The following is a 15,992-nucleotide window of genomic DNA, read 5'->3' as shown; positions in this document are numbered from 1 at the left end:
GTACACCGTATGTCATCACAAGTTGTTTTTAAAAATAAATGGCTGCCCTATGCGTTAATCGCACCTCAGCTTATTATTACCCTTGTCTTCTTTATTTGGCCCGCAGGTCAGGCTGTATTTCAGTCTTCTCAATTGGAGGATGCGTTTGGCATCAGCCGTGAGTTTGTTGGTCTGGAGAACTTTACTAAGCTTCTCAACGATAGCTACTACCTTGATTCCTTTTTCACTACGATCCAATTTAGTATCAGCGTTGCACTGCTGGCATTAGTCAGTGCGCTCATTCTCTCTGCTTTTGCTGAGCATATCGTTAGAGGTGCCACGGTATATCGCACATTTCTCATCTGGCCATACGCGGTCGCACCCGTTGTTGCAGGATCTCTATGGCTATTTTTGTTTGACCCGACCATCGGGGTTGTTACCGATATCTTGAATTGGTTTGGGGTTAATTGGAATCCAACATTAAACGGAAGCCATGCCATGTGGATGGTAGTAATAACTTCAACCTGGAAACAGATCAGTTATAACTTCCTCTTCTTCTTAGCTGCCTTGCAATCGGTTCCTAAATCGTTGCACGAAGCTGCTGCAATTGATGGTAGTGGTCCGGTGAAACGCTTTCTAACGATTAGCTTTCCACTTATTTCCCCAACCAGTTTTTTCTTACTCGTGGTTAACTTTGTCTACGCGTTCTTCGACACCTTCGCCATTATTCATGCAATGACACAAGGTGGTCCAAGTAACAGTACATCGACGCTGGTATATAAAGTATATAACGATGGCTTTATTGGACTCGATCTTGGTTCATCAGCAGCACAATCGGTCATTCTTATGGTTTTGGTCGCAATGCTGACCGTTATTCAATTCAAATATGTTGAGAAAAAGGTAGCGTACTAATGGTAGAAAGAAGACCTCTTTTCAATGTGTTTTGTCACATTATTCTTGTATTAGGCATTGTTTCTATTGCTTTACCGGTGTGGATAGCTTTGGTAGCGACGACACATGAGAACACAGAGTTCGCGACAGGCACACCGTTATGGTTTGGCGATCTGGGATTTAGTGTGTTCTCAGACCTGCTGAGCAATGAAAGTACATTTAACAACAACGCGCTTCCAATCACACACATGCTGACCAACTCTCTTATCATGGCGCTGTGTATCACCATAGGAAAGCTGACTATTTCAATAACGTCTGCTTATGCTGTGGTCTTTTTCCGCTTTCCCGGACGAATGATTGCGTTTTGGATGATCTTTTTCACGTTAATGTTACCAGTCGAAGTGAGAATCATGCCGACGTTCGAAGTCATCACTAATTTGAACATGCTTAACTCGTTTTCGGGATTAACCATTCCTCTCATCGCGAGTGCAACGGCTACATTCTTATTCAGGCAGTTTTTTATGACCGTGCCGAATGAGCTAGTCGAAGCGGCCCGTATTGATGGCGCAGGTCCGATTAAGTTCTTTTTCGATATTCTGCTTCCTCTCTCACGCACCAATATTGCAGCACTATTCGTGATCACTTTCATCTATGGTTGGAACCAATACCTCTGGCCATTACTTATTACCACTGATGCTCAGTACTACACGATCGTGATGGGTATTAAGCAAATGCTTGGCGTCGTCGATGGCGTAATCGAGTGGAACAAGATCATGGCCACCACCATCATCGCCATGTTACCGCCAGTCATCGTGGTTATTGCTATGCAAAAAGTATTCGTCAAAGGCTTGGTAGATTCGGAGAAATAAATGTCAACGCTTACTCTTTCTAATATCGCTAAATGCTACCCAAATGGTTACCAAGCGATCCCTAATATCAACCTCGACATCGATGACGGTGAGATGGTTGTCCTTGTTGGTCCAAGTGGTTGTGGCAAATCCACCTTGCTACGTATGCTGGCTGGACTGGAAGAAATCAGTTCCGGAACTCTGCGTATCGACGATAACATCGTGAACGAACTAGAACCTGGTGAACGCGATATTGCCATGGTGTTCCAAAACTATGCGTTATACCCGCATATGACGGTATACGACAATATGGCCTATGGACTTCGCAATCGAAAAACGCCAAAAGCGGAAATACAGCGCCTTGTCGGCCAAGCAGCGGAAATGCTCGAGCTCGATGGTTTACTGGATCGAAAACCGAAGCAGCTTTCTGGAGGTCAGCGTCAGAGAGTAGCAATGGGCCGTGCCATTGTGCGTGAACCTAAAGTCTTTTTATTTGACGAGCCCTTATCCAACTTGGACGCCAAGCTACGAGTTCAAATGCGACTCGAGATAAAACGCTTACAGCGCCGCCTTGGCACCACATCGGTATACGTTACGCACGACCAAGTCGAAGCCATGACACTAGCCGATAAGTTGGTGGTACTCAACAAAGGTAATATTGAGCAAGTGGGCACTCCTTTAGATATTTACGACTACCCAGAATCTCTGTTCGTGGCAACCTTTATTGGCTCACCGTCTATGAACATTCTCGACGCCAAGGTAACCGTTGAAGGTATAGAGCTGGGTTCATCGTTATTCAAAATGGATACCAAAACTCTTAACCTTGGCTCAGTAAAACTGGGGCTAAGGCCTGAACATTTGACGCTAAACGACATTGATCCTTGGTTTCATGTAGAAGTTGAACTCATCGAAGCACTGGGGGCTGATCTATTACTCTATTGCATCACATCCGGAAGTGAGCCTCAAAAACTGGTTGTCCGTGTCGAAGGTCACTCCAAAATAGCCATTGGCGATCAACTTGGTATTGATGTCGATCGACAGCATCTACATCTTTTCAGCAATGAAACCTCAAAGCGCCTTCATTTCAATGATCGCACTACTCTTCAGCAAGAGGTCATTAATGCCTAAGTCGTTATCTGCGTTATCGCCACATCAAGCGAGAAAGATCGAGTGGCTGTTCACCGATGTGGACGACACATTGACTTGGGAGGGAGCATTACCTCCCGAGACATTACTCGCACTCAATAAACTGAGGTCGAGTGGGATTAAAGTCGTCGCTGTCACTGGCGCTTGCGCTGGTTGGTGTGACCAAATCGCCAAACTGTGGCCAGTTCATGGTGTCATTGGGGAAAATGGTGCATTTTGGATGATGAAAAACCAAGAAGGGTTTCACGTCCACTCACTACAACCTATGGACGAGATGAGAAATAACCAGCAACTCCTGTTACAGCGTTTAGAAGTATTACTTACCTACTACCCAGGCATCGAGTTTGCTAATGACCAGAGTTTTAGATTTTGCGACGTTGCTATAAACCTCGGACAAGACCGTGAACCTGTCTCAGACGATGTTAGTGCACGACTACTCAATGAGATTCGCTCGCTAGTCGTTAACGGACACGAAGTGAAAGCCACTCAGAGTTCCATTCACATCAATGTTTGGCTCGGTGAACACAGTAAACGATTCAGCAGCGAACAGTACCTTAAAGTAAGCGGTAACCAGAGCGTGTTTGCATTGGAAACACTGTCTTACATCGGTGATTCACTCAATGACGAGTCGATGTTTGATTGGCTGCCCATTACATTTGGCGTAAATAACCTAACGCCTTTGCTGTCAAAACTACGGGCGAAACCCAGTTATATGACTAGCGGTAATGGTGGATACGGATTTGCTGAGTTGGCTCAGCAACTGGTCGAAGCTCGTCAAAGTGCTTAACTTATGTTCGCGACAACCAAAAGGCCGTCTCTTAACGACGGCCTTTCTATCTCGACTAAATGCCTGATTACGTTCGTTGCAAAAAGATATCACGCTTCAGGTAATGACTGAGATTTCAACTCTGTCTCTTGCGGCGTCTCTTTCACCAATGACAGCAATCCTGTAATCACTAACGCGGCGATGCCCGACATTGTCACTGGTGACCCCAATATAGTTTGTACCAGTTTGGGGGCTTCTTTTAGCAAATCTGGCACCAGCATAACGCCCAACCCTAGCCCTAGTGAAATAGCTATAGTCATAATTCGGCGTCTATCTAGTGTTTCACTTGCGATGATTTTGATGCCTGCTGCAGCTACAGTACCAAACATTACCAAAGTTGCCCCGCCTAACACTGGCTTTGGTATCGTCATCAAGATAGCTCCAAGTATTGGAAACAGACCAAGTAAGAATAAGATGCCAGCAATGAAGTATCCGATGTAACGACTGGCAATTCCAGTCAGGTGAATCACCCCATTGTTTTGGCTGAAGGTGGTGTTCGGGAATGTATTAAACACCGCTGCAATCATTGAATTAATACCATCTGCTAATACGCCCGCTTTTACTCGTTTTATGTACTGCTTACCTTCAATCTTCTGTTTTGAAAACAGACAGTTGGCAGTTAGATCACCCGTCGATTCAATCGCGGTAATCAGGTAGATAAAAGCAATCGGTAGAAAAGCTTGCCAATCAAACGCGAATCCATACTTAAAAGGGATAGGAATACTCAGGAATGGTTGCGATGAAAAGTCTGGCATGGTGACTTTGCCTAACATCATCGCCACTAACCACCCGACCAATAACCCAACTAGAATCGAAGATAATCTCACCATGGTATTGCGGCTCAAGTTTAAAATCACTATGGTTGCTAAGACTACGCCGCCTAACGCTAAGTTCGATGCAGAGCCAAAGTCTTCGGCGCCGAAACCACCAGCGATGTCAGTAATACCTACTTTGATCAGCGAGATACCAATCGTCGTAATCACAATGCCCGTAACAACAGGAGTGATGACAGCCTTTAGTTTATCGATAAATCTCGACAAGATAATTTCAACAAAAGCACCGAAGAAACACACACCAAAAATGGTTGCGAGCATTTCATCCGGCCCTCCTCCGTTAGCCTTGACAAGAAAGCCAGCTCCCAAGACAGAGCCTAAAAAAGCAAAGCTTGTCCCTTGAACGCAAATCATACCTGCGCCAATTGGGCCAATTCGCTTCGCTTGTATAAAAGTACCTACTCCCGAGACCATCAACGCCATACTAATAAGGTATGGGATATGGTCGCCAAGTCCTAACACTCCTCCGATAATTAATGTTGGGGTAATGATGCCGACAAAACTCGCTAATACATGTTGAAGTGCGGCGTAACTCGCGGCTTTTACCGAGGGTCTCTCATCCAGTCCGTAGATTAAGTCACTGCTATGTTGCTGTTCCATGTGATTCCTTATGTATTTTTGATTGTATACAACTAAGACCACAAAGATTAAGCAATATGCATACCATTAATTAAACTCCTGTTTTTAAAAGAGTTAGCCAAATCATATGCTTCATATCGCACCACTTTCACCCGTCGATAGCTAGTATTGGTGCAATTTTCCGTTAAACACTGTAACAACTTATTCTTTGACTTACACGTGTACGCTGATATTCTGGCGAACAGTTGTAAGCTTAAATGGAGTTATTGTATGAACACGGCTCACAAGCCTCCGATAATTTGGTTAAACGTCACGATTTTTCTTGGCACTTTTATCCTAGCCACAGTAGGCACCACATGGTACGGCGTGACACACGGTTATACCCTTGCACACTGGATTTGGTTACTCATTGCCTTTGTATTTTGTGGTATGTCCATTACGGCGGGCTATCATAGGCTGTGGTCACACAAGGCGTACGAAGCGCATAATTCACTGAAATACCTATTCGCCATTGGTGGTGCCTTTGCTCTGCAAAATAGCGCATTGCACTGGTCTTCAGACCATCGTGTTCATCACAAACACGTAGACAATAACGACAAAGACCCCTACTCTGCGAAGCGAGGCTTTTGGTACTCACATATCGGATGGATGCTTAGGGAGTATCAAGCCGCTCGATACGATGATTATCGTAATTGCCGAGATCTTCAAAAAGACAAAGTGGTGATGTGGCAACACAAACACTATGTCGCCCTTGCCCTACTCACCAATTTCGGTATCCCAATTGCTCTAGGAGCCATTTACGGCGATATTATCGGTTTTGTGCTGATTGTAGGAGCACTGCGATTGGTACTCAGTCATCACACGACATTTTTTATTAATTCCTTAGCTCATGTTTGGGGAACCCAGCCGTACACCAACAAAAACACGGCACGGGACAACGGGATTTTAGCGTTTGTTACGTTCGGTGAGGGGTACCACAACTTCCACCATATCTTTGAGCATGACTATCGAAATGGTATTCGTTGGTGGCAGTTTGATCCGACTAAATGGTTAATACGCTCTTGCGCTTACGTTGGGCTAGCCAAGGGATTAAAACGCGTGTCACCTTATCGCATTGAAAAAGCACGTCTGCTGCAAACCATGCAAACGGCTAAGGGCAAAATCTTCCAACTTCCCAACGCAGAGCAAATTCATTCGGTGATTGAACAGGAACTGCAACATTTGATCAGCAAACTGAATGAATGTGATGACTTAAAGACTCAACTTATCAAGTCGGCAAAATCCAATGTAAAAGAAAAGTATGAGCAAGCCTTATTGCGAGTACAGATAGAACAGTTGGACTTAACGTTAAAAGAACAAAGACGTCGTTGGTACAATATGGTTAATAACCCTAGATTAGCGATTAGCTAATGTGATAGTCAATTAAGTTGACACTGAGCGAGCATCACTGATGCTCGCTTTTTTTTATACTTCCTGCCCTATTTATCACCGGGTTTTGCTATGAAAAAAAGCAACTTATGGCAGCTAAGCCAAGCATCAATGGGCGTTGTTCAATGGGTTGGTCTTGCGATCATTGTTGCCCCTCTCATCCTATCCCGGACCAACAGCGCGTTACTCGTTGGTCAAGTGATGTTAATTTTAGGATTAAGTGGTTTAACAGCCCCTTTGCTTGGTTCTCTCGCCGATAAATATAGGCTTCATAGACCCCTGCACCTACTCGCTCTCATATGTCATGCCAGCGCGTTACTGCTATTACTTTTCGTCTCTACAACGCAATGGCATTACTGGGGTATTGCCTGTTTGATTGGTCTTGGCAGTAACCTCCTGCTTATTCTCAACCCAACGTTTGCTTTGCGCTTAAATACTACACCCAAAAGCCAGTCGAACGCACTGAAACACCTTTTCCAAATTCAAATGGTTGGGGTAGCTGTGGCTGGCGTGACCGTTGCTTGTCTGGACTATTTGCAGCTATCTGTGAATATACAGTTGGGCGCGCTCTTTGCCTTCGACCTGTTGTTGCTCGTCGTTACAGTATTTTATCCACCGAAGACCCTGGTCTCTATCGCTGAACCTCATGAATTAAACACGAATTCAGATCGAAACCATTCTAAAGTTGTTTGGTTTGGATTCGTCGCTTGCGTGTTTATGTCTATGTTTGTGGGTTCAAATATGGTGGAAATGGGACCAGTCATTATTGATAAAGGGTTTGGCGTCAACATATCGAGTTCCGCACTCGGAATGGCTATCGCAGCACTTGTCACCCTCGTCGCACTCACTCCCGCGGGAACCTGGATGGCAACTCATGGAGCCCCCTCACTTTGGTTCATCACTGTGACAGTAAACCTAATTGTAGGCATCAGTATCTGGTTTATGTTTGGCCACAATATTATGGCGCTTTTACCGCTCTCACTGATATTAATCTCCATTATTAATGGTGCGTGGAACGACATTTCTATTGCCGCGCTAGCGGACGAAATTAGCCCTTATCGACCTGCAACAGCGCAAGGGTTTATGGCAGCCGCCGTATCCGTAGGGTTCTCTATTGGTACTTACATCGTGGGGGTTCTGTTAGATCAAGATAGGGTTGCCAGCGTGATGAGCTTTTTGGCGTTAAGCGGTCTTGTTGTCGCCATGCTTGCGAGTTGGGTGCTAGTTAAACTGCCAAAAACCAAAACGCTGCCTATTGAACAGCAGCGCTTTGAGTTAAAAGATAAACAGTTCTAGAGGATGGACGTGGCGTTGCGACCAGCTTCCTTGGACTGGTAAAGGGCTTTATCCGCGCGCTTTAGCCAATCTACATGATTATTATCTTCAGCGCTGCACTCGGTTATGCCTAAGCTAATGGTGTATTGGAGTGACTGCCCATCGAACTCTAGACAGAGATCCTCTACTCGTTTACGCAACCTTTCTGCAAAATACGACGCTTGATCTGCTGTCGTGTCGGTGAGTAAAACGGCAAATTCCTCGCCGCCGTAGCGGCCACACACATCACTACCTCTCGCGGCCTTTAACAGCTGCTTAGCAGTTTCTTTGATCACGTTATCGCCAGTGGCATGGCCATAGTTGTCATTGACACGTTTAAAGTGATCGATATCGAACATCACCAGCGTTGACGTACGTCCCGTGGTCTGTACCGAATTAAATTCCTCAATAAACTGTGACTCCCAGTAAGCCCGGTTAAACAGTCCCGTAAGACCATCTGTGCGACCCAACTCCGTCAACTTTTCATTGGAGCGCTTGAGGTGCATTTTGCTCTTAGCAATGTCCGACACATCTTGCAGCATGATGGCGAAATGCGTGACATCTCCTTGGGGAGACTTAAGTGGCGTAATCACCATGTTCTGGTACATGTTGAGCAAGCCTTGTGAGACAGGTGAGAAGTTTTTGAATTCAAAGATGATTGGGCGATCTTCCCAGTTTGAAAACCCCCGAGTTTTGAGAGTTCCAGTCGATTCGAGTTTCGCTCTTAGCCACTTTTCAGGAAGATTGGGATAACTTTCAAACAAGCACTTGCCCATAATGCTGTCTGCATTGATACCGCTATAGTTTTGCATGAAACTATTCCATGCACAGACATTGTATTCACGATCAACCACAATAAGACCCGCATCTAGCGTATCCAGCAGCTGCATCGTCCAATGAAAGTCGGAAAGCTCGAGTGTCATAGTGGTCATTGTAATAGCTCCATTTGACGGTGGATAATCTCCACAGATTCCACATCAAACATAAACAATACCGAGCAGAATAAGTCTAACGCTTCTGCATCATAGGTATATTCAATCGTAAATACTTGTTCGTTAGCATTGAGCATTGAGTTTTCAGGGCTGAAATCCTCTATTCTTAGCGGTTCACGTAACGAGAACTCCAACCCTAGCTGCTCCGATAACGAGACTAAGAAAGAAGAAACTAGGACATTCACTAGATTGACAACTATTTCATCATGGGAAATCTCACCATCGTCATACCCCAAACGTCGTCCTACTTGTGCTACCGATTCACCCTCGATACAAACTAGTGCCTCACCATGTAAACCGCCACCCACAAACCGCTGTGCCGCCGCGCAGCTATTCTCACGGTTTAAGGTGTCTTGTATCATCATGGTGAGCTCACTAAACGTCAGCTCGCCGACTCTGGGAACCGGTAGTAGAATGAACTCTTTAAGCTGCTCTGAAATCGTTGCAGCACCCACCCCCAAAGCGATATTCGACGTTTCTTGAAAACGTTCAAACATCTGCTGTTTGCTAAATGACTGCTTTGAAGAATGTGCATGATGAACTGGGATCTGGAGCTCGTGGAATAAAGGGATTGCCGACTCTGCTTTTAACGGCTTCTCTATGAATGCATATGCACCGAGAGCGAAACAGCGTTGTTGGGCAATTTCTTGGATGTCGCCAGATACTACGACCACTTTGGTTTGATAGCTGAACTCTTGAAGCGCTATCAGTACTTCAAAGCCATCCATTTCTGGCATTGTTAAATCAAGAAATAAGATATCAATGGTGTCGCACTGCATTATTTCGAGTGCTTGGCGGCCATTTTCCGAAAATATGATCTCACCATCAAAAGAGCTTGCGATAAAACTCGCTAGACTTCTTCTTGCTACCTTTGAATCGTCACATATAAGTATCCGCATGAATCCATTAATATTATTGATTATTGACTAACCTATAATAAACAGAATTCCATCTGGGATACCAGCACCAATTTGAACTAAGATCACACTTTCATTTTAAATACGCTGTGTGGTTAAAATAGCGAAAACGAACTAAATTAATGCTACAGCTACTACAGTTGAGAGTGAGTCAATGGAGAAGATATAAATAATAATGTGCGCAAGCGATTATTAAAATAAATCTTGCTGAGGGCTATCGTCCTCTTCCAGTACTGCGTTTGTCACCGTTATTTTGCCTTGCATTAGCTTGCGGCGATAACGTTGACGACATAATTTAATGATATGAAGTTGCTGTGCGGTGGTGAAGCTCAACCAATTAAAACGCTCATCACGCTTACGCATGCATCCTTGACAATACCCTTTCTCATCAACCGTGCATATTCGTACGCATGGACTCGGTACGGTGAAAAACTCTAGTTGCTCCATCGACATCCTTTATTCATATATTTGGACTACACTCTTTGAGCGAAAACAAACTTGGATAGTAAGAATAGTCTGACTTATGTGGCTTTTGCGAATCCAATATCACTGTTACGCAATGGTTTACACTTATCCAATTAAAAAACCACTATACTAAACATAACCTACTCCTGACAAAAAACAGTGTTTTATTAGTTAGGCTTGTCAACAATTTCATTCAGTTGGAGCAAATTATATGAAGATTTTTTCTAAGAAGTTACTTGCCGCAGTTGCACTTCCAGTATTAATGACGGCTTGTGCCGCGAACGACACTAAAGAGGAAGCGATGAAAGCTGTAACCGCACAAGATCTTCAACACCACAATTGGAACTTGGTTCAAATTGACGGCAACCCTATTCAAGTTGATGAACAGAACCAAACACCTCGCCTAGAGATCGGTGAAAAGATGACGGCAAACGGCAATGCTGGTTGTAACAACTTCTTCGGTCAAGGTGAGCTTAAAGATGGTCAATTCCGCATCGAAAAAATGGGCATGACTATGAAGATGTGTGCAGGCACAGCGATGGATATTGAACAAACTATGTCTAAAACGTTGTCAGATTGGAGCGATATTACCGTCACTAAAAACGGTCTTGAGCTAAAAGGCGCTGAGCACACACTAACATTCGAATTGAAAGATTGGATGAACTAATTCCAATTACTTCCTATAAAAAACGGCACGCAATGTGCCGTTTTTTATAGGAAGTTTGTTTAGCGAAAGAGTAATACCTTCAAACTGGCATCATCGTCTTTATCAGCAAACTCTGATGGATTAGCTAATCGCTCAATATAAGCAAGTGTTGGCGCTTCTTCTTTCATACTGTCAATCAGAAAGCTTGGTGTAACGCTAGGTGAGTTCACACACGCCATCACCTCGCCTTGCTTATTCAACAGTTCAGGCAAACGTCGTAGGATCTTTTTGTAATCCTTAGTCAGGGCAAAACTTCCTTTTTGGAATGAAGGTGGGTCGATAATAATGATGTCATAGGGTCCGTGCTTTTTGATTTTCCCCCACGACTTAAAGATATCGTGCGCCATAAAGGTTACTTTAGACGTGTCATGGTCATTTAATCGGTGATTATCGCGTCCTTTATTTAGCGACGCGCGTGCCATATCGACGTTAACCACATGTTCTGCCCCACCTTCGATTGCGGCAACGGAGAATCCACATGTGTAGGCAAAAAGGTTAAGGACTCGCTTTCCAGCAGCACGGTCTTTGACCCACTCCCGGCCATTTCTCATATCAAGGAAAAGTCCAAAGTTTTGGTTGCGACCAATATCGAGTTGATATTTACAACCTAGCTCTGAGACAACTGGTCTTTTGTCAAGCTCACCTAATAAGACTTCTGTTGGTGCACCATCACTATAGCGGTGCTGTAAGACAATCGACTTGCCTTGCACTTGTTGCCAAAGCTCGCTGTTTGATAAATCCTCAAGCCCTTGCGTGAGCGCGACCATAAACGTCTCATCAACAGGCTTGAACAAATTCACCAGCAACTGATTAGCGGCCCAGTCACAAGTCAACTGCTCTAAACCTGGCCAGCACTTTCCTCTTCCGTGAAAAAGACGTCTCACCTCTGCATTGGATTGAGATAGCCCGATTGAGACTTGATCAAAGAATACGCCTAACTGGCTAGCTTGCATCGACTCGTTTTCGCTGTTTTTCTGCTCTATTTTTTCGGCCATGCTAACTCCCATGGTTGTGACCATTTATCGATAGCGTCCGCAACTTCTGTTGACTGCCATTTTTTCCCAAGAGTACCCTCTCGCGGGTCACACCTAAACTGAAACAACTCACCACTTAGCTCGAAGCGCAGCGCATAAGCATGTAAATAGCCACGATCAGAATTGTCACTCGTGTTATAGATCGCATCGCCTTTAATTGGAGAACCGATCGACTTCAAAGCAACACGAATCTGGTGTGTTTTGCCTGACAACGGCTTGCACAAAAAGACCCGCTCACCGTTTTCTGCTGCGGCAGAAAAAAACTGTGTCACCGCTGGGTTATTCTTTGAGTTAACCAACTTCCAAGACGAACGTCTTGAACGCTCCATATCGCCAATTATCGTTCCTTGCTTTTTCTTTGGCTTTTTGCTGCCTATGGCAAGGTAATACTTGTTTATGTCGCGTTGCTCAAATAAACGTGAAAACTGTGCCGCGACTTCTGCTCGCTTGGCTAATATCAGTAACCCCGATGTCATTTTGTCGAGCCGATGCACCAGATGAAGTGACGATGCGCCAATGGCGATTGCTACGTCCGACACCAACATTGTGTCGCCATCATCTTTATGAACGCTCACTCCCGGATATTTGTTAATGACAACAAAATCCTCATTTTCATAATGAATATCGAACATGCGATGCCTTATCGCTAAGGAATAATGGGCAGGGATAATACACAAAAGCTGCTCAATGAGCAGCTTCTAGTTTGCGATAATGTGTAGATTGCTTACAAGAATGGGTAAGCAAACACCATTATGATGGCGATAGGACAAACCACTTTGACGTAAATCGGCCAAATACGCCAAAACCAAGTTTTCTCGATCTCTGGGTTGCCTTGTTGAATTTCTTTAAGCAGAGCATTCCGACTCCAAACCCAACCAATAACCACTGCCCAAACCACACCCAGTAATGGCTGCATATACATAGTTGATGCCGTTGCTACCCAATCGAATAGCGTATCGAAATTCGCAGCGATGAGTACGCTGAACACAAGAATAGCGACGCCCAGAATAATGGCTGACTTCTCTCGCTTTATCTTTAATTCTTCTTGCAGACACGATACTGGCACTTCCAGCATAGCGATAGATGACGTCAAGGCAGCAATCACCATTAAAGCAAAGAAAGCGACACCAACCACCTCTCCCACTAATCCCATTGAGTCAAACAAACTTGGTAAGACCGTAAAGACAAGATTTCCTGAACTGATCAGCTGGCCTGTTTCACTGAAGATCTGCACACCATTTGCTTTTGCAACGAACATTGCAGGAAGAATCAGTAAACCAGCAAAAAACGCTACACCAGTATCAATAATGGCGACTTGACCCGCTGTTTTGGGAATATTGACATCTTTACTTAGGTAAGAGCCATAAACCATCATCGCGCCAACGCCGAGCGACAGCGAGAAAAAGGCTTGTCCCATCGCGTTAACGACCAGTCCACCATTCACATGCTCCCAGTCAGGAACGAGGTACATTCTTAGCCCATCAATAGCACCGTCTTGAGTGAAAATGTAGATAATGAGAACCAAAAACAGCGCAAACAAAACTGGCATCAATCGTGATGACCACTTTTCAATGCCATCTGCGACACCACGGCGTACCACAAACACTGTCATTAACATAAATATGACGGTCAAGAGGACGTTTCGTCCTGTTCCAAAGGTAATTAACCATTCAGAAAACTGCTGTAAACCAATCAATTTCATAATTGGAGAGATACCAAAGCCAATTAACCAGCCAGCTAAGATGGCGTAAAAGCTCAAGATCATTGATGCGGTTAACATAGCAGTGGTACCAAATAACACCGCTAATAAACGATTATTTGTCCAGATTTTTCGTAACGACCCGATCGGGTTAGATTGCCCATATCGACCAATTGTAAGCTCAGCGACAAGCATTGGGAAAGCAAGTAGAGCCATCATCAAAAGATAGATAAGGAGGAATGCGGCTCCGCCATTACTGGCTGTTTGTGTCGGGAACCCCCAGACATTGCCTAAACCCACTGCTGACCCAGCAGCAGCCATAATAAAGCCAAAGCGAGAAGAGAATTGGCCTCTATCGGAACTTGCCATCAGTATGTACCATGTGTGTCTATTAACTAGACGAGTTTGCGGCTGTCCATGAAATGATTTTTGCGCACAAAAAAGCTGCCTTTGATTGGCAGCCTATCCCTGTGCTCACGATCTCTCGCTGTTAAATATAGGGGTGTAATTTTTAGTTTACACATTATGTAAAATTTATATCCAATAGCGATATAGCAAGTAAAACAGCTTATCTTTAGAATTGGAAGCGCCAAACTTCTAACTGACTATTTTCCATTCGCTTTGCTGATAGTTTGCGGTTTATTTCATCAACTGTAAACCCCACACCTAGACCACTCTCACGCTCTCTGGCTACTTGGTATGCCGTGCCTCGATATTAATAACATCGTCATCAAAACAACGCCGAATTGTATAGAAACTACCTATTTCATTAATTTTCATGGCTTGTGTAACAGGTTGTATTTGACAGGCAACTAACTATTCCAAATACTTGATTCTGAGCTTATTATTTGCGAAAGCGTCTTTCTATCGAGGCATAATGGACAAGGTATACCACTTTCTTACTCTCGCAGGCATTGGACTTTATTGGGTCCTAGTGGCAGGTGTCACCTTGCGCGTTGTACTAAAACGCCGCGCCGTCAGCGTTTCTCTCGCTTGGTTAATGGTGATATACATCATCCCAGTGGTTGGGGTCTTATGTTACTTCATGTTTGGTGAGCTTAACCTAGGTAGAAAGCGAGCAGATCGAGCTAGAGAAATGTTCCATCCATTTGGTGACTGGTTTTATCAACTGAATGACTGCAACGCGCATGTTACCGATGGGTTAGGCACTCATATTTCGAAAATCGACCATCTGTGTAATAACAGAATGGGCATTCCAGCTCTATGTGGTAATCAACTTCAGCTACAAACCACGCCACAAGAGATCCTGTTGTCAGTGATCAAAGATATTGAGCAAGCCAAAGAGAGCATTCGTATGGTGTTCTACATTTGGTATCCGGGTGGATTAGCGGATTCGGTTGCATCTGCGCTTATACAAGCTGCCAAGCGCGGCGTAGATGTTAAAGTGCTTCTTGACTCTGCTGGTAGCCCAACGTTCTTCAAGAAAAGTCATTGGGCACAGATGATGCGTGATGCGGGAATTGAACTGGTCGAAGGGCTAGAAGTGTCTCCTTGGCGTATTTTCCTGCGTCGTTTAGATCTCCGTCAGCACAGAAAAATCATCGTAATAGACGATGAAGTCGCTTACACCGGCTCAATGAACATGGTCGATCCCGCTTACTTTAAGCAAAACTCCGGCGTAGGCCAATGGATTGATATTATGGTCCGTATCGAAGGTCCTACAGTCAATGTGCTCTCTGCGATACATTGTTGGGACTGGGAAGTAGAAACCGGTGATCGACAGTTACCAGCTCAACCAGAATGCGCTATAGAAATCCCAAAAGACTCTAAACCAGTTCAGGTAGTACCGTCTGGTCCAGGTATGCCAGATCAGTTAATTGGTCAAGTCCTCACACTCGCTATGCATCAGGCAGAAGAGTCGGTAAGAATCACCACGCCTTATTTTGTGCCTAGTGCTGATTTGTTGGAAACGATCAAAACGACCGCACAACGAGGAGTCAACGTTGAGCTCATTATCCCGAAGAATAACGACTCGATTATGGTGAAATGGGCATCACGCGCATTTTACACTGACTTACTTTCCGCTGGTGTCAAAATCTACGAGTTTGATGGCGGTTTACTGCATACTAAGTCCGTTGTTATCGACGAGCTCTTTTGCTTAGTTGGTACCGTCAATATGGACATGCGCAGCTTGTGGCTTAACTTTGAAGTGACTCTCGCAGTAGAAGACCCAAGCTTCACCAAAGAGATGCACCAGTTGCAATCGAGCTATATACAACGCTCGGAGTTAGTCGACTACAGCGTATGGAAGCAAAGAAGTATTTATCATCGATTTTTTGAAAGACTGTTTTATCTCTTCAATCCACTGCTCTGA

The 15,992-nt window shown here is 44.5% G+C and carries 15 protein-coding genes; 8 read left to right on the top strand and 7 right to left on the bottom strand.

Features of this window, described 5'->3' with window-relative positions; all coding sequences use genetic code 11:
* Positions 1 to 9: 9 nt before the first annotated feature.
* From ugpA to AWH66_RS07375, 4 genes are read left to right on the top strand one after another with little or no spacing between them, the layout of a single operon-like run.
* Positions 10 to 891, top strand: a complete 882-nt coding sequence (ugpA, locus tag AWH66_RS07390) for a sn-glycerol-3-phosphate ABC transporter permease UgpA (RefSeq protein WP_006072238.1) — start codon at positions 10 to 12, stop codon at positions 889 to 891.
* Positions 891 to 1,739: a sn-glycerol-3-phosphate ABC transporter permease UgpE gene (gene ugpE / locus AWH66_RS07385; protein ID WP_006072237.1), complete on the top strand. Its 849-nt coding sequence runs from the start codon at positions 891 to 893 to the stop codon at positions 1,737 to 1,739. Before ugpA ends, ugpE begins: the two co-directional genes overlap by 1 nt.
* Positions 1,740 to 2,846 carry a sn-glycerol-3-phosphate import ATP-binding protein UgpC gene (locus tag AWH66_RS07380; RefSeq protein WP_063605475.1) on the top strand — a complete coding sequence of 369 codons (1,107 nt, stop codon included), beginning with the start codon at positions 1,740 to 1,742 and terminating at the stop codon, positions 2,844 to 2,846. It begins immediately after the preceding gene.
* Positions 2,839 to 3,651 (top strand): HAD-IIB family hydrolase, encoded by an 813-nt coding sequence (locus AWH66_RS07375; RefSeq protein ID WP_063605476.1) that lies wholly within the window; start codon positions 2,839 to 2,841, stop codon positions 3,649 to 3,651. The genes AWH66_RS07380 and AWH66_RS07375 overlap by 8 nt, the downstream gene beginning before the upstream one ends.
* Before the next feature lie 89 nt (positions 3,652 to 3,740).
* On the opposite strand, the gene AWH66_RS07370 is transcribed toward AWH66_RS07375, so the two are convergent.
* Complete coding sequence (locus AWH66_RS07370) at positions 3,741 to 5,123, bottom strand: nucleobase:cation symporter-2 family protein (RefSeq protein WP_063605477.1); 1,383 nt, start codon at positions 5,121 to 5,123, stop codon at positions 3,741 to 3,743.
* Between the two features lie 249 nt (positions 5,124 to 5,372).
* Between AWH66_RS07370 and AWH66_RS07365 the strand changes: the two genes are divergently transcribed.
* Both AWH66_RS07365 and AWH66_RS07360 read left to right on the top strand, forming a co-directional pair.
* The gene (locus AWH66_RS07365) at positions 5,373 to 6,512 is read left to right on the top strand and encodes an acyl-CoA desaturase (protein ID WP_063605478.1); all 1,140 of its coding nucleotides are present in this window, start codon (positions 5,373 to 5,375) and stop codon (positions 6,510 to 6,512) included.
* Positions 6,513 to 6,602: 90 nt separating this feature from the next.
* On the top strand, positions 6,603 to 7,826 hold the full coding sequence (locus AWH66_RS07360) for an MFS transporter (RefSeq protein WP_063605479.1): 1,224 nt from the start codon (positions 6,603 to 6,605) through the stop codon (positions 7,824 to 7,826).
* On the opposite strand, the gene AWH66_RS07355 is transcribed toward AWH66_RS07360, so the two are convergent.
* The 3 genes from AWH66_RS07355 to AWH66_RS07345 form a co-directional block, all read right to left on the bottom strand.
* A complete protein-coding gene (locus tag AWH66_RS07355) occupies positions 7,823 to 8,776 on the bottom strand; it encodes a sensor domain-containing diguanylate cyclase (RefSeq protein WP_063605480.1) in 954 nt (317 codons plus the stop codon). The two genes, AWH66_RS07360 and AWH66_RS07355, sit on opposite strands and share 4 nt — an antisense overlap.
* Positions 8,773 to 9,735 carry a response regulator gene (locus AWH66_RS07350; protein ID WP_063605481.1) on the bottom strand — a complete coding sequence of 321 codons (963 nt, stop codon included), beginning with the start codon at positions 9,733 to 9,735 and terminating at the stop codon, positions 8,773 to 8,775. The genes AWH66_RS07355 and AWH66_RS07350 overlap by 4 nt, the downstream gene beginning before the upstream one ends.
* 210 nt (positions 9,736 to 9,945) lie before the next feature.
* Positions 9,946 to 10,200 carry a DUF1289 domain-containing protein gene (locus tag AWH66_RS07345; protein ID WP_063605482.1) on the bottom strand — a complete coding sequence of 85 codons (255 nt, stop codon included), beginning with the start codon at positions 10,198 to 10,200 and terminating at the stop codon, positions 9,946 to 9,948.
* Positions 10,201 to 10,429: 229 nt separating this feature from the next.
* Between AWH66_RS07345 and AWH66_RS07340 the strand changes: the two genes are divergently transcribed.
* On the top strand, positions 10,430 to 10,885 hold the full coding sequence (locus AWH66_RS07340) for an META domain-containing protein (RefSeq protein ID WP_063605483.1): 456 nt from the start codon (positions 10,430 to 10,432) through the stop codon (positions 10,883 to 10,885).
* Between the two features lie 59 nt (positions 10,886 to 10,944).
* Here AWH66_RS07340 and AWH66_RS07335 read toward each other — a convergent pair whose 3' ends face one another.
* The 3 genes from AWH66_RS07335 to AWH66_RS07325 form a co-directional block, all read right to left on the bottom strand.
* Positions 10,945 to 11,877 (bottom strand): class I SAM-dependent methyltransferase, encoded by a 933-nt coding sequence (locus AWH66_RS07335; protein ID WP_063605818.1) that lies wholly within the window; start codon positions 11,875 to 11,877, stop codon positions 10,945 to 10,947.
* A 26-nt stretch (positions 11,878 to 11,903) separates the two neighbouring features.
* A complete protein-coding gene (locus tag AWH66_RS07330) occupies positions 11,904 to 12,590 on the bottom strand; it encodes a TIGR01621 family pseudouridine synthase (protein WP_063605484.1) in 687 nt (228 codons plus the stop codon).
* A 92-nt stretch (positions 12,591 to 12,682) separates the two neighbouring features.
* Positions 12,683 to 14,026, bottom strand: a complete 1,344-nt coding sequence (locus AWH66_RS07325; RefSeq protein WP_063605485.1) for a sodium-dependent transporter — start codon at positions 14,024 to 14,026, stop codon at positions 12,683 to 12,685.
* A gap of 508 nt (positions 14,027 to 14,534) precedes the next feature.
* Here AWH66_RS07325 and cls point away from each other — a divergent pair.
* Entirely contained in the window at positions 14,535 to 15,992 is a 1,458-nt protein-coding gene (gene cls, locus AWH66_RS07320; protein ID WP_038228207.1) for a cardiolipin synthase, read from the top strand.

It is taken from the genome of Vibrio barjaei (assembly GCF_001639065.2).
Taxonomy (GTDB): domain Bacteria; phylum Pseudomonadota; class Gammaproteobacteria; order Enterobacterales; family Vibrionaceae; genus Vibrio; species Vibrio barjaei.
Note: the sequence above shows the minus strand (reverse complement) of the source record. Positions and strands in the feature narration are given on the sequence as shown.